The sequence below is a fragment of the Rufibacter hautae genome, from assembly GCF_008271695.1.
Lineage (GTDB): Bacteria > Bacteroidota > Bacteroidia > Cytophagales > Hymenobacteraceae > Nibribacter > Nibribacter hautae.
Genome location: NZ_VKKY01000002.1, coordinates 404,319 through 420,696, shown reverse-complemented (window position 1 = coordinate 420,696; position 16,378 = coordinate 404,319). Strand labels below are relative to the sequence as shown.

The following is a 16,378-nucleotide window of genomic DNA, read 5'->3' as shown; positions in this document are numbered from 1 at the left end:
CACCATCTAAAATTCCTTTCAAGGAGCTTTAACATGCTCATTTGGCAAATAAGTCATTGACAAACCAGTACCTTAAAGTAGAAAACTATGTGCGCAGATGCAAGCCACATTGCTTGTCATTGCCTTAGTATCAACCTCCTTCTCTTCACCTCCAAATCGATTAAATTCTTTTCAATAAAACTCTAGTTATGCTCCAACCTCAGAGACGTGAAGATAAGGGAGCAGTACCTGAGGTGCCATCGGCCAGATTCCCGGCAGCCCATTGCAGGTAGTATTTGGCTTTGCCGTACTTGCTTTTAAGCTCCAGCAATTTAATCTGTTGGGTAAGCAGGTTCATTTCGCGGGTGTTGATCAGGAACAGGGAGCTTTCGCCGTTCTCAAACCGCTGCTGCTCTCCATTGCGCAGGAGGGTATTGTTGGCAATAATCTGCTCCTGCAATACAATCTGCTCTTCCAGCAATTGCCGTTCATTGTAGGCGGCCTGCACCTGATTCTGGTTTTCGCGTGAGGTTTGCTTCAGTTGCAGGTGAGCGGCGTTGATCTTAAGCCGGGTGACCTGTAGCTTTCCGCGCTCCTGGCGCAATAAAATAGGAACGCTAAAACTAGCACCCAGCTTGAAGTTGTTGGAGGCATAACTTCCTTCCAGCCATTGGGAGCCTAAGCTTCCTCCCGACCCTATGAGGTTGTACTCCAAATTTAGCTTTGGCAGTAACTTATTCTGAGAGAAACGCCGTTCTACCTCCAACTGCCGCAGTTTCACCAGTAATTTGGTTACCTCCGGATGGCGTTCCTGGGCATTCGTCAGCATGTCCGTTAACTCGCCGGGAGAAATAGGTTCAATAGCGGTGCCTTTCAGCGAAGGAACTACGCCAGAAGGAATTTCCAGAGGAGTGTTGTTTTCGCCCCATAGAAAATTAGTAACCATGAGGGCCGCATTCTGGCTTTCCACCCGGGCTTGCCCAAGTAAGGCCAATCGGTTCTGCACTTCTATTTTTGCTTCTACTGAATCGATGGCCGCTAAATCGCCTTGCTTTACGCGCTCTTTCACCGCCTGCAGCCGCACCTGGGCCAATTGGTAGCCTTGAGCCAGCAACTGCCAGCGCTGGTAGGCGTATGCCCAGTCCCAATAAGCCTTGGCTGCCTCAAACAACAATTTATTGATGTTCTTGACCCGATCGGCCTCGGCTAGTTCCTGCGCCTGTTTAGCCTGCAACAGCGTAGCCCGACGCTCATCTATCAGGAGGCCTTGCCCGAGCGGAACCGAGATGCCCACGTAGTTCAAACCTTGAGGCGGAGTAATGTTTTCTCCGTTCACGTTTACCCCACTGTTTCGCTCGTACCCGGCTTTGAGTTCGCCTACCCAGAGCGGCACCTTCAGCACATTGTCCCAAAGCGTGAAGTAATTCTTGCCACCAAGTTCTTTGTTGTAGTATTTAGAAGCCAACACCGGATCAAACGCCCCGCGGGCCATGCGTATCTCTTGCAGCGCCTGCTCTGAGAGCTGCTGCGCCTGACGGGCCACCGGGTGGTGCACCACCATCTGTCCCATCAGATCCTGGATGGTGAACACAGCGGTAGTGTCGCCCGCTAAGGAAGCCCCACTGGTAAGCAACAGCCAAACGCTTGCCATCCACCCGAAGAGAGTGTGCCTTGCTTTCATTTGTCGCCTCCTTCTGTCTCTGCCTTTTCTTTCTTACCTTCTTTCTGCTCTTCTTGCATCGTTCCCACATAGTTGGGCGGAAAGGCATTCAACTGCCGCCAGAACTCATAATAAATGGGTACATCATTGAGCATGGCCCAACCATAAGCCCCGGAGCCAACTCGAATAGCTTCGGGCCAGGGAGCACTGTTTGGATCTGGAACCACCAGGATGCGGTATTTGCCCTGACTATCTATGTTGTCAATCACGGCCACTTTTCCGCCAAACGTACCGAACCCCACGTTAGGCCACCCCGAGAACACCAAGGCCGGCCATCCTTCAAACTGCAGGCGCACCTGGCGCCCCACCTCCAGCAGCGGCACATCCATGAGCGCTACATACAATTGCACCGCCAACTCCGGGTTGGCCGGCATGATGCTGCAGACCGCCTCTCCCTCTTTGATAGTTTCACCAATACCCGCTTTCAGTGCCCTCACCACGTACCCGTCCTGTGGTGCGGTCACCTGGTAAAAGGAATTTCTAATTTGGGTGTTGGAGTATTCATTCTGCATCTTGGAGATCTCCCCCTTGGTATCATTGATATAAGCCAGAGTAGCATTCAGGTCTGAACGGGCTTTGGAGATTTTGTCTTGGTACTCCGCTTCCAGCGACGAAAGCTCAATGCGGGCGTTTTGCTGTTCGTTGCGGCTGATGTTAAGCTTATTCAGCGTGCTCTGCTGCTTGGCCTGCACTTCCTGGAACTTCAATCGGCGGCTTTCCAGCTCAGTCAAAGATTTCAATCCTTGCTCATACAATTTTTCCTGCCGGGCGTACTGCGCCTTCGTCACTTCGTATTCCGCAATGATGGCTACCAGGTCTGCACTGTCGCTCTGCACCTTTAGATAAGCTTGGCGAGTTTTGTTGCGGGCTTTCTGTAAGCTGAACTGCAAGCCTTCCTGCAAGGCGATGATCTGGTTCTTAAGGGCATCTGCCTTGGCCTGAGTGGCGGACAAGCTCCCTCCTTTTGCCTGCAGTTGTTCCTTCATCCGGCTGAGCAACTGGGGGTCAAAGTATTTCTCCTTCACTTCAGAAAGCACAATGAGAGTATCGCCTTTCTTTACTTTCTGGCCTTCCTGCACCTGCCATTTCTCTATGCGGCCGGCAATGGTGCTGTGTACCATCTGGGGTCGGTCTTGCGGCTGCAGCGTGGTGACGGACCCAGCGGAACGGATATTTTGTGTCCAAGGGAACAGCGAAGCGATAAACAACAAGCCAAACAAAGCCACGCACCAGTACGCCATGACTTTGGCCAGGCGGGGTTTGGTCACCAACTGAAAGGAGTTGAACTGCTCCCAAGATTGCGGGAGGGGATGGTTAGAAGTCTGCTTTGCCATTAAACAATGCTGTTTAGCTCCTCAACTGTAGCTTTTTCACTTACCAAATCTTTCATCACCCGGCCGCCTTGCAGCAGAGCAACGCGGTGGCAGAGGCGCATAATGGACGGGTCATTGGAGAGGAGGATCACCGTCCAGGATATTTCAGAAGTAACCAGCCGCTGGGCAATGCGCTCCCGAAGCGACTTTTTTACCGTCGGTAGAAAGTTATCCAACAGCAGCAATTTGGGTTTGCGGGCAATGCTGCGGGCCAGGGCCAACCGCTGGAGAATGCCCTCCGGCACTCCCGGCGAGTAGCTATGGATAAGGGTATAGAGCCCTTCGGGCTGAGATTGAATATAATCAGTGAGTTCCACCGTCTGCAGCGCCCACAGGACATCGTCCAGGTTCACGTTAGGCTGCCCCATGGTTATGTTTTCCAGAATAGTACCTTCAAACAAGCGGCCGGGCAAAAGGTAAAATCCAATTTGCTCGTGCAGCACTTCGGGGTCATACTCGCGCAATGACAAGCCGTTGAATACCACCGTGCCCTCATACTCGGTGTGGATACCGGCTAGGATCTGGAGCAAGGTAGACCTACCGGCTTCTTCAGAGCCTGCCAGGCAGATCTTATCTCCGGGCGCTACCGTCAGGTTCACCCCCTGCAAGGCCCATTTCTTTGCCCCGGCATAGCGGAAGGCCACGTCTTTGATCTGAACAGAGATTCCCTGATGTGGAGCCGGAAGTTCTCTGGATAATCCTTTGCTCTCTTCCATGGGCAGATCGGTGACGCCACCCAGTTTTTCCAGGCTGGTCAACACATCATACACCACATCCAGCTTCACCAGCAGCTTTTCCACGGCACTGATAATTAAGATGATGATGATCTCCGAGGCGACAAACTGCCCCAGGTTAATTTCCTGGTTCACGAGCAGCAAACTACCCATGAGTAACAGTCCGGCCGTGATCACAGTTTTAAAGCCCACAAATCCAATGTACTGGGTAATCAATACTTTAAAGTGCGCCTGGCGAGCTTTCAGGTACCCACTGGTATAGTAGTCTGTTTTTTCCAACGATAGCTTCTCATGTGAGGCCGATTTGAACACCATAATGTTGCGGGCCATCTCCTCCAGCCAATGCACCAGCCGGTACTTGTATTTAGATTCCTCTAGGCTGGTGCGCATGCCTTTGGGGCTGGTTAGCCGAAGCACCAGTACCAAAAGGGTAATGAGCACCAGGCCAAAGAAAATAAAGTAGGAATGGTAAAAAGAAAGCAAGATGAGGCCGAACAAGATCTGGATAGCCGCTGCCGAGAAATCGGTGAGCATTTTGGCCAACCCTTTCTGCAGGGAGACCACGTCAAAGAACCGGTTCATCAACTCGGGCAGGTTCTGGGCCGCCAACTCGTTACTTTTGATCTTGGTAAGGTGCGTGGTAAACTGAAAAGCCTTGGTCGCGAAAATGCGCTGCTGAATGTGCTCTACCAGCGAAAGCTGCATCACCTGCAACCCTCCCACTACCACTACCCCTACCACTATAAAGAAAATGAGCACGGAGACAGAGGTCACTAACTGCCCACCCGAAACAAACCCAATGAGGCTCTGAATCCCCAAAGGCAACGACAGGTTCACAATGCCTGAAAAAACAGCGTAGAGGTAAATGTAGCCAATCACCTTCCGTTCAGAAGACAGAAGTTCCACAAACCGCTTAAAGGGGCTGGGCTTTCCAGTTACTTGTTGTGCCATGTGTATTAAAGGCTTGAATCTGCAGAAGAAACCGGATTTGAGAGCGAGCTAAACGCCAGATGGCTCAGGAAATCGGCGAGGTTCGTTTTGCCGGTGCTTTCCAGTTTCACCTCTGTCAGGGAGGGCAGGTGCTGGGCAAAAAACAGGTGCTTGCGGGCAGTTTCAAACAGCGTACTCACCAGCGCATGCGGGAAAGGATATGCCGGGTTTATCTCCAACACGATCAAAGCAACCTTGTGGCATAGGCTTTTGTAATCCTTGAACAGTCCGGCTTTGTTGTCTGTGTCTACTTCTTTTGTCAGATAAGCCTTAGAAGCTTCCTGTACCACAATCCGGGCCAGGGCATTCACATCCACATTGGCCACCAGCGGCTCACTTCCATGGCTTCCGGCTAGGATGCGAATGAACGTCCTCAGTTTTTCAGAAGGATTTGCCACATGGTGGGTATGGTAGCTTATTCGGTAATCCAGCCAATTCCAATACCAGGAAATCAGGTACAGCAACAGCTTGTGCTTGTTTTCAAAATACCGGTACACCGAGGCCTCAGTTGACGCCATGTGCTGCGCCAGCTTTTTGAAGGTGAAATGCTCAAAACCCAGCTCATCAATAAGCCGGATACTTTCCTTCACAATGGTCCTGCCTAATTCGGTCTGTTCCGGATCTCGCAGGAAAAGTTTCTCATTCAATTCTATTCGTATGGTGGCGCTCATGGCTAATCAATGCTATACTTTTCATAAATATATAAATACTTTTTAATTTAATAGTATTACTATCTTATATAAAACAACTACTTTTTTAATTAGGCAGCGTTATGTTAGAGTGCTTTCCAGTAGCAATACTTATTCCAATGAACTACATGGGCTTACTTGTAGGTTAAAGCCTGCATTTTTTGGGAATCGGCCCTTAAAAATCAAAAAGCATCTAAGCCAAATTTTGGTGAGTTGATGATGTGTTTAACTCATGACGTGCCTTAAGTGGCATTCGAGAAGATTTATATAGCTAATAGTGCTTCATAGGTTCAGCTAGAAAAAAGTTACCTGACCTATAATGCCTCTTTAAGTAATTGATAGGTTAAATTGCCTTAAAAGGGAAATGAGAATGTTAGTTATCATTGGCTTACTCTCTATTTTATTTGTTCCTTATTAAATCGCAACAGTTAGATTATTAAGCCAAGGCAGTTTAACATCAACCTTATTGCTTGCAAACGGTGTCCACCTCATGCTTAGGTAAACAGGACCGTCCTGGTTCCAAGTTTTAAGCAACTTACCAATTAGATGACCCTTTTCACCACTTTTATATTTGCCAACTATCCACATCAAAGCGCTTAAGTTCTTGTTAAATACTTATGATTTCACATCCCTCCTTATCCCTTCGCTAGGAGTTGATTTTAAAGAATAAGTAAATTCTTTGGTTTACCTTTATTTCCAATATATCCAATATTATATTTTTCTAAATCCTGTTGCTTATGAAAATAGGTGTACCTAAGGTATTCTTGGGCATTATTTTATTACTGCTACATTTCTCATTGCGGGCACAAACCCCTGAATTAAACCTCTCCAGAACATTTGGACTCTCGCTTTCTACTCCTTTCAAATTAGAATTTGATCAGGAGGGAAATATGGTGGTATTGGAACATAACATTCTAAAGACCTTTGACCAAAATGGGAATCTCCTTAAAAAATTGAATCTGGTAAGAGACAATGATCCAGGCACTTTCCAATCATTTGAACTTGATAAAGAAGGCAACTTCTATTTAGTAGATGTGTACCACTCTTCTTTGCAAAAGGTCACTGCCGCAGGTGAAGTAGTCATGAAGGTGGGTTCTGAAGGGAGTGGACCTAGGCATTTTAGAAATCCGAATGACTTAGCCCTGGACAAAGAGGGTAATATTTATGTAGCTGACACTCAAAACAACCGAATTCAAAAGCTAAACAGTAAAGGCGAGTTTCTGAAAAGTTTTGTATTTCCGGGAGATACAACCCACAAGAAAGCCGTGGCTATTGAAGCGGCGCCCAGTGGTACGCTGTATGTATTAGGAATTTACGGCAAGCTGTATAAATTAACTCAAGACCTGCAGTTGATTGATAGCATGCAATTGCAGTTTGAAGACACTCCAACTTATCATATATCAAACTCATTAGGGTTAGATCAGGAAGAGAACATCTATGTATTCTATACCAGTCCAGGCAGGATAGATAAATACTCATCCTCGGGTAAGTTTCTTAAAAGTTTTGCATCATCAGTAAATGGTACCAAGATTTTTACTGATGGACTTATTGAAACTACGGTAGCTGAAGATGGAGAGGTTTACGTGACAAACAGAAGTTCGAATGGTACTGGGGACATACAAATTTTTGGTAAAGACGGCGAGTTCAAGAGGAAAATAGGCAATCAAGCAGGCTACATAGGTATTACCCAAGATGACCAAGGTCAATACTTCCTATTACAAGAAAATCCCACCTATTCTATTCAGCTATATAATTCCTTTGGCGTTTTTGTAAAGGAATTTGATTATACCGGCAGAGAAGGCGGTCCTCAGTGGACTCCTGTCACAATAAAATCAGACAGAGCAGGGAATATCTACTGTTTGGAAATCAATTCTGTTAATACAGGACTAGCAAGAATTCAGAAGTTTTCAAATGAGGGAAAATTCATCAAAACTGCCGTTGAAGTAGCACTTGATCCCGCCAACTACGATGCTTATAGAAAGGGGGACTTCCATATTGATTCCTATGGCAACTTCTTTCTTTTAGATTGCTATAGAGGGACTTTAAAAAAATACAATCAATTGGGGTTTGTAGTTTCCACGCTTTGGCTTAGCACCAACAACCATTTACTGTATATGCCTACCAATCTAGCTATGGACCTAGATGGTAACATGTTTGTACTAGATATAGATGGGTATAGAATTTCCAAGTTCAACCATAAAGGAGAGTTATTACACGTTTTTCAAACACCGAAACCGGCTGGGTTTATGTTTGCAGGATGGAAACCGCAAGCGTCATCTATGCAAACCGATGCCCAAGGAAATCTTTACCTCTGGAACGGAGTAGGAAATATTATTCGTGTTTATAACCCGTCCGGAACCCAAATAAACCAAATTAACGGATCATCTGGATTTTTATCCTTTAACAGAAATAGCAACAAACTTTTGGTCTTGAACCTGTCTTATGTGAACGAACATATTTCCGGTGCTCCAGAAAAAGTTTCAGTTATAACTGGCAAAATCTTTAAAGAAACCAGCTCCAATTGTTTGCCGGATGTCAATGACGTTCCAGTTTCTGGGATAGTGGTTAAAGCTGAGCCAGGACCTTACTTTGGAATTTCAAATGAAATGGGGCTTTATACTATTCCCGTTGATACCGGCACCTACATAGTTACCCCTATTTTACCAAGTGAGGAAGCAGGAAGAGACATTACATTAGCTTGTCTTCCTTCAAACAAAGTGCCAGTTAAAAGTTTTCTTACCCAAGTTGCTGGTCCAAATATAGGGTTGAATATCAAACTAACGCCTTTCCTCAACGTCAACGTAAGCTCAAGTCTTCGCCGTCGGTGCTTTCAGAATGTGACCACAGTTGCCTATTCTAACTCTGGATTTGCCCCTGCCCAGAACGCACAGGTAAAGCTACAATTACCACCAGAAGTCATTTTCATCTCTGCTTCCTTACCCCATTATCAGGACCATAAAGGAAACTACGTGTTTGAGGTGGGCGACCTTAAACCTGGCCAGCAGGGCACCATATCCATTATTGATTCGGTTTCTTGCGATGATCCAAGTATCCGTGGTTTGACGGTCTGTACCAAGGCTTGGATCACGCCGGCCAATGCCAAACCTGAACCGGCTTCCTGGAACAAAGCTGAGATAGCGGTCAGTGGAGCATCTGCGGAGAATACCCAAGTTCGTTTCGTGATCCAAAACCAAGGCAGCGGCAACATGACCGATAGCCTCTCCTACCGGGTTCTGCAAGACACAGAATTATCGTTGAACAGCCGATATAAATTAGCCTCCGGCGACAGTTTGGTTTTGCGGTTTCCTACCTCGGGGAGGGTCATACGGGTAGAGGCAGACCAGCCGGTAGGGAATCCTATCAAAGCTACTGCCAGTGCAAACGTGGAAATAAAGAAACGCAACAATGGGCTTCCCGCCATACCCATGATGGCCTTTCCCATTGATGATCCTGAGCCGGAGATTACAGAGCAGTGCCTGCCCATTGTAGACTCCTTTGACCCCAATGATAAGCAAGTGGAACCAGTAGGCCTCACGGCCGAGCACTACACCCCTTTCAACACCCCGCTAAGGTACACGGTGCGGTTTCAGAACACTGGTACGGATGTAGCTTATAGAGTGGTGGTAGTAGATACGCTGTCAGCAGATGTAGACCTGGCTACGTTGCAGATGGGGACCGTCTCTCACCCCTATAAACTTAGTGTTACAGGCAAAGAGCGACCAGTGCTTACGTTTACGTTTAACAACATCATGCTGCCAGACAGCTCAGTAGACCAGGCCAAAAGTAACGGTTCCATTCAGTTCAGCATAAAACCTAAGGCCAACCTTCCTGACAAGCACCTGATAGAGAACTTCGCGGATATCTTCTTTGACTACAACGAGCCGGTAAGAACCAATACCACCATCAACCGCCTGCATGACTTGCCTCAGGTTGTAAAGTCAGACCAACAGCTTTCTGCAGATGACGTGGTGGCCTCCCCTTCCATCACAGGTTTTACGCCTAGCCAAAGCCGCGCTGGCCAACTAGTCATCATTACGGGTAAGAACTTTGGGCTAATCGGGTCAAAGAACCAGGTTCTGTTTAATGCAGTGCAGGCCCAGGTGATAGAAGCCAGTGAAACAAGGTTAAAAGTGGTCGTACCAACCAACACCCTTACAGGCAAAATAAAAGTAGTTACCCCCGACGGGGCAGTCACCAGCAGCAATGACTATGTAATCTTCCAACCCCCGGTTTTCACGGCGGTTACGCCCATGGAGGCAGTTCCCGGCGAAGTGATCACCATTACCGGGAAGCACTTCTCTTCCGTTGCCTCACAAGACACCCTCACCATTAACGGGGTACAAGCGCAGGTTCTGGAAGCCACAGAAACCCAGTTAAAAGTAGGAGTCCCAGAAACTGTCTATTCTGGTAAAATCATGCTTAAAACGCTGGGCGGGCAAGTAGAAACTACCGAAAGTTTCAAGATTTGGCATCATCCGGTTATCGCCAGTTTCTCTCCCGCCGGGGGAAAACAGGGCACCCAGGTGGTGATTACGGGTACAAAGTTTTCAGGTAGCGCCCATCTCAACAAAGTACTGTTCAACAACCAATTAGCCGAAGTGGTGTCTGCCCAGCCCACCTCCCTTACGGTGAAGGTCCCTAACGGTGCTACCACCGGGCTTATCAAAGTGGAAACCGAACATGGGTACAGCACCAGCAGTTCTTCTTTCCAGGTGTACCAACCGCCGGTTATCTCCGGGTTTAGCCCTGCGGAAGGTCGCGTTGGGGCCGAGGTAACCCTGGAAGGCAGCCATCTTTCCGAGGATTTGGTTGAAAAGGTTTTCTTGGGTACCATCCCTTGCTCCATCATTGGCTACGGTCTTAAATCCATTAAAGTATTGGTGCCTGCCGATGCAGTATCGGGGCGGTTCAGTATACAATCGAAAGGAGGCCAAACCCAGAGTACTTCCGCTTACCACGTTTGGTACCCACCGGTAATCTCAGAGGTGGATAAGGCAAGAGAACGGGTTGGCGGCAACCTTACGCTTACCGGAAGGAACTTTGCCGAAGAGGCGCAACGCAATAAAGTCCTTTTCGGAGACAAGTCTGCGCAGGTACTACAGTCCGCTGAATATCAACTCACGGTCCGTATTCCCATAGGTGCCGTTTCTGGGCAGGTAACTGTCAATACTCCCGGCGGAACTGCAACACACAGAATAGACATCATTCCGGCTCCCGTAATCACCAAGGTCAATCCAACCTCCGCCAGCGTGGGAACAGTAGTTGAGCTGTATGGCCAGGACTTTATGACATTGAACAAAAGGGACACTGTGTATTTTGCCGGTGTAGAAGCCCTTATCATCAGTACCTCTCCCTCCCTTTTAAAAGTGCAGGTACCCAGAGGAGCCGTCACCGGCAAGGTTGCCGTCGCAGGTGCGGGAGGAACCGCGGAGGCGGACTTCCAAGTAGAGGAGCTGAGCCCAGACCAAGCCATTCAGGTTTACCCCAATCCCACGCCAGACCGGTTCACTGTAGATTTCATCAAAGCAGACTTTGACGTCCTTTCCGTGCAGGTCTTCGATGTAGCCGGCAAGTTGCTTTATACTGCCCCCCTGCCCAGCGGACAATTGGCCAAAGCAGAGATCAATCTTCCTTCCTCGCCAGCGGGTATCTATGTTTTGGTCGTGCAAACCTCAAAGGGGAAAGTGATTAAGCGGATTCACCTTCTATAAGACCAATTGAAATTATTTTAACATCAAAAAGAGTCAAGGCTTTATCCTTGACTCTTTTTTTTTTTAGGCTCTGACCTCTAGATAAGGTAGATAGTAGGAATTAGATTATGACCCGTTTTGAAGAAAAGAGGGTAAAAAAACCCGATAAGAGTGCCTTTCTACTTGAGGCACATAGAGATAGCCAGCATGGCCTTTTTACAATTGGCCAAGTTTATTGGGTAATACAATGGTCATAGTATGCGCCCGTCGCTTTGCCCTTTTGATTTAAGTTGGGCACTTTTCAAGAAAGCCTACGCACAAAAGCAATGAACACCTCAAGCAATAGAGAGCCAAAAGAAGGCATTATCCTTGATAGAACAAGTGGAAATATTCAGCTGATTGATCAACAAATATTTATAAATTAAGATTTAGCATTTCTATATATTTACATTCAAAATTTTAAAAAGACATATTGATTCCAAATTAGATACGACCAAATACATGAGAATACTTTTACTCTGCTTATTTACCCTCCTCTCCCTTTCTTCTTCCTTTGCCCAAGTCAATCCTTATCAGAAAAAGTTTACTGTGGGAAGTGTCCCAGCCATGACTATCTATACCTCGGCTATAGACCAAGAAGGAAATCTGTACCTCACAGAAATGTCTAGGGTGGTGAAAGTGAAGAATGGAAAAACGTTACTTGACTTCAGGGTAGATTTAAAGGAATATGAATATGCATACGGCAATACCGAAGGTGTGTATTTAGATCTGGTAGTTGATCAGGCACAGTTCATCTACATTCTTAACCCAAAGAAGAAGCGCATTGAAAAGCACGATAAGAATGGAAAACTTATTAAGGTATTTCCTGAGGTAGAAGGCATAACTTTAGGGGAGTACTTGTCTATACATATAGATCATAATAATAACATCAACCTTTTTGATGTACCTACCAGAAAATTATTTGTATATACTTCAGAAGGCAACCTTATTGAGACAATTACTCTAACAGACCCTTACGGAAATTTTGACTCCAATAACACCAAACTTGCTTTTGACAGGCAGAATAATATTTACCTAGCTGAAGTTAAAAAGTCAACGTGGGACCCTACCCCGTATATTTCCTACTTTGATCGGAAAGGAAAAATTATACAGCAGTTTTCCGAGGATTTACTAAAGGAAAAAGGATTAAACAAACCCTATACTTTAAATATAGATGTAGATAAAAACGGTGACCTTTACATCTACAATTATCAATCACCTATCAATGTTTTTTCACCAACTGGTGCATTCAAGAAAAGACTTTCAATAAGTTCCAGCAGCGGAAATCATCTTCTTTTTGATGATCAGAACTATATGTATGTTTCCATGGCCAGGACAGATGGAGATTATATATTAAAATATGACCAGGAGCAGAAGGTTGTTGAACAGATAGGAAACGAGCGACGTCCTCACGAAGTAGACTTTGATAAATCAGGCAATTTCTTTATTCTGGATCATATCAAAGGCCAGTTAGTTAAATTCAATTTGAAAGGAGAAGAGGATAAAAGCTTCAAGCTTAACATTGCCTACCTCACCAACCCTCTAACTTTCACGATAGATGACAAGGGCTTTATCTATATTCTAGAATATTATGGAAGCTCAACCTCAATTATCAAAAAATTTAATTCAAATGGGCAACAATTAGCAACGTTTACAGCTCCTAAGCCGGGACTATATTATGGAAGCCAAAGGAAATATGCTACAGCAGGTTTAGCCGTTGACCACGAAGGCAATATGTATGTAACCAGTTATGATAATGGAGATAATCACTCCTTGTTAAAACTGGATCCTCAGGGGAAGACCATAGCAAGGATAGGACCTAAGGGAAAGGGTCTAGGAGAATTATACATGCCATTAGATGTTACTGTTGACGCCGCCGGGAATGTTTTTGTATTGGATCTACACGGTAAACGGATTCAAAAATTTTCTCCTTCTGGTAAGATTATCCAACAATACGGCTCTTTTGACATAGAAGAACCAGACTACTATCAGATTCGTGCCAGCATCTCTTCAGATGCATTCGGCAATATTTTAGTAGCTACCTTAGGTGACACCCACCAAGGTACCAGGGGTCCATTTGTAAAATATTATGACCTTACGGGTAAGTTAAATTTTGCATTGCCTATTTACACCCCTAGTGTGGCCATGAATAGAAGTGGCAGCCTCTTAGCAATGGCAGATCCGCAGTATGATTTAGTAACATTCTATGCTGCAACTTCTGCTCGGGAATACAACATGATTGAAGGAAACATATTCCAAGATAATAACTTTAACTGTGTTGTAGACGCCCATGAATCTGCCCTGGCCGATATCATTGTGAAAGCAGAACCAGGGCCGTACTATGGGGTAACCGATGCGTCTGGAAATTACCGCCTGCTGGTTGGGGAGGGCACTTATACCGTGAAGCCGGAATTCGAAAACACGAACGGTAAAATGTTAACCACCACCTGTGTATCAGGAGAGGCGGCGAATGGAATCCATTTTGAAAAACACGGCCATTATTCTTCAGGTAATAACTTCGGGGCGAAAGTCACCCTTAACCCGTATCTCAACGTCAGTGTCTCCTCAGACCGCCGTCGCCGATGCTTCCGCAACACTACTACAGTCTCTTACTCGAATTCCGGCTTTACGGCTGCACCAAATGGCCAAGTGACCGTTCAGTTACCGGAGTTCGTCTCTTTTATTTCCGCCAGCGTTCCGTATACCAAGGATGACGAGGGAAACCTTGTGTTCCAGGTGGGAGACCTGCAACCTAATCAACGCGGCACCATCACCATCACAGACTCCGTTTCCTGCGCTGATCCTTCTATTCGGGGCCTCACTGTTTGTACCAAAGCCTGGATCACCCCTTCCAACTCTTACACTTTTGAGGCTAATTACAGCCAAGCGGACATTGCCATCAGTGGAAGTGACTTGGGAGAAGGCAGAACCCGATTCGTGGTTCTGAATCAAGGACAGGGTAACATGACAGACAGCCTCTCTCTCCGGGTTTTCCAAGACTTGGAGCTTTCCCTTTCCAGCAAATACAAACTTTCTGCTGGTGACAGCCTGGTCCTGCGCTTCCCCACAGATGGCAGGGTAATACGGGTAGAGGCCGACCAGCCCCAGGGGCACCCCATCAAAACGCTAGCCAGTGCAAACCTGGAAATTCGGGCCAGAAACAACGGCATCCCTGCCTTGCCTATGATGGCGCTCCCACCCGATGACGCTGAGCCGGAAATCACAGAGGAGTGTCTGCCTATCATCGACTCTTTTGACCCTAATGACAAACAGGTGGTGCCTGTTGGGCTTACGGCTGAGCACTACACCCCTACGAATACGCCACTACGCTACACCGTTAGGTTCCAGAACACGGGTACCGACTACGCGTACCGTGTGGTAGTGGTGGATACCCTTTCCGCGGATTTGGACATGAGCACCTTCAAAGTTGGCGCGGTGACGCATCCATACCGCATAAATATTAGCGGGCAAGAACGGCCAGTGGTTACCTTTACATTTGACAACATCATGCTGCCAGACAGCGCCAGAAATCAGGCAGGTAGTAACGGGGCCATTCAGTTCAGTGTCAAACCCAAGGCTGGTTTGGCGGAGAAACACCTCATAGAGAACCTGGCCGATATTTTCTTCGACTACAACGAGCCCGTGCGGACCAACACCACCCAGAACCGCATTTATGACATGCCGCCGGTGGTGAACCCAGATAGGCAGCTCTCTTTAGAGGACGTAGTGGTCTCTCCCACCATCACCACTCTTTCCCCTACTGCAGGCCGTGCCGGTACTGTGGTCACCATTTCAGGGAAAGATTTCTCAGAAGTTATCACTGACAATAAAGTTACCTTCAACGGAGTGGCTACCCAGGTGGAAAGCGCCACCGCGACTGAGTTGAAGGTACGGGTACCGTCTAATGCCTATTCAGGAAAGGTGAAACTAATTACCCCAGACGGTTCCACCAATAGCTCTGGTGATTTCACCATCTTTCAGCCGCCTACCCTTACCTCCGTGTCCCCTGTAGAAGGGATCATAGGATCAGAAGTAACCCTGCAAGGCGACTATTTAAGCCCTGATTTGATTGAAGCAGTTCAACTGGGTTCGGTCAATTGCGAGATCATCCGATTTGGGCAAAACTCCATCACGGTAAAGGTGCCTGCCGGATCCACCTCTAATAGATTCACCATCTTAAGCAAAGGCGGAGATGTAACCAGTGCCACCCTCTACAAAGTTTGGTTTGCCCCGGTGCTATCAGGCTTTGACAAGGAAAGGCAGCGGGTGGGCGGGGATCTTACCTTGCAGGGAGAAAACTTTGCCCCATCGGCGCAGCGCAACCAGGTTTTATTTGAGGACAAAGCAGCGCAGGTGTTGCAGGCAACTGAAACCAGTTTGGTAGTTCGGGTACCTTCCGGAGCCAGAACGGGCAGCGTACACGTGACCAATCCAGGCGGCACAACTTCCAGACCCTTTGAGGTTATTCCTGCCCCGGTGCTTGCTCAAGTCCTTCCTGCCGCTGGTAGTGTAGGAACGGTGGTGGAGTTGAAGGGCGAGCACTTCAATGTTTTGGGAGAACAGGACACGATAACCTTTGGCGAGGCAAAGGCCCTTGTGCTGGAGGCATCAGCTACCTACATGAAAGTTAAAGTACCGCGGGGAGCTACTTCAGGCAAGTTATCCATTGCAGGCCTGGGTGGAAAAGCTGAGCAGGACTTCAAAGTGGAAGAACTCACCCCTGACCAGGCCATCAAAGTGTACCCTAACCCCAGCTCAGGCAAATTCACTGTTGACTTTACCACCGCCGATTTCAGTGTGCAGGCTGTACAAGTGTTTGACATTGCCGGGAAACTCCTGTACAGCCAGAATCATGTAGAAGGACAACCTGAGCAGATGGAGATAAACCTGTCTGGAGAAAACGCCGGGCTCTTCTTGGTGATTGTACAAACAGAACGCGGAAAGGTAGTGAAGAAGTTGTCAATGCTTTAGTCTCTGAAACAACACCATTGATGCTTTTCGCAGCTCATTTAAGCAGTCCTACTATGACATAAAGGTGATAATCTTCCAGGACTACTTGTATTTACTTATTACAAAGAAGGCTCTTTACTCTATGTTGAGAGAAAAAGACACCTGTTTGCCTCTTTCAAGTGCTAGTGATTTTGCCTTGTTTAGGCGAAAATAG

General features: G+C 47.0%; 6 protein-coding genes. 2 read left to right on the top strand and 4 right to left on the bottom strand.

Features of this window, described 5'->3' with window-relative positions:
- Nucleotides 1-199: 199 nt before the first annotated feature.
- From FOA19_RS10600 to FOA19_RS10585, 4 genes are read right to left on the bottom strand one after another with little or no spacing between them, the layout of a single operon-like run.
- Complete coding sequence (locus FOA19_RS10600) at nucleotides 200-1,660, bottom strand: TolC family protein (RefSeq protein WP_149090807.1); 1,461 nt, start codon at nucleotides 1,658-1,660, stop codon at nucleotides 200-202.
- Nucleotides 1,657-3,033, bottom strand: a complete 1,377-nt coding sequence (locus FOA19_RS10595) for an HlyD family secretion protein (RefSeq protein WP_149090806.1) — start codon at nucleotides 3,031-3,033, stop codon at nucleotides 1,657-1,659. The genes FOA19_RS10600 and FOA19_RS10595 overlap by 4 nt, the downstream gene beginning before the upstream one ends.
- The gene (locus tag FOA19_RS10590) at nucleotides 3,033-4,757 is read right to left on the bottom strand and encodes a peptidase domain-containing ABC transporter (protein WP_149090805.1); all 1,725 of its coding nucleotides are present in this window, start codon (nucleotides 4,755-4,757) and stop codon (nucleotides 3,033-3,035) included. Before FOA19_RS10590 ends, FOA19_RS10595 begins: the two co-directional genes overlap by 1 nt.
- Nucleotides 4,758-4,762: 5 nt before the next feature.
- Complete coding sequence (locus FOA19_RS10585) at nucleotides 4,763-5,467, bottom strand: TetR/AcrR family transcriptional regulator (protein ID WP_149090804.1); 705 nt, start codon at nucleotides 5,465-5,467, stop codon at nucleotides 4,763-4,765.
- Nucleotides 5,468-6,222: 755 nt separating this feature from the next.
- On the opposite strand from FOA19_RS10585, the gene FOA19_RS10580 reads away from it, so the two are divergent.
- Nucleotides 6,223-11,196: an IPT/TIG domain-containing protein gene (locus tag FOA19_RS10580; protein ID WP_149090803.1), complete on the top strand. Its 4,974-nt coding sequence runs from the start codon at nucleotides 6,223-6,225 to the stop codon at nucleotides 11,194-11,196.
- Nucleotides 11,197-13,386: 2,190 nt separating this feature from the next.
- Nucleotides 13,387-16,185, top strand: coding sequence for a DUF7619 domain-containing protein (locus tag FOA19_RS23365; protein WP_223808836.1), 2,799 nt, complete (start codon nucleotides 13,387-13,389; stop codon nucleotides 16,183-16,185).
- Nucleotides 16,186-16,378: the final 193 nt, after the last annotated feature.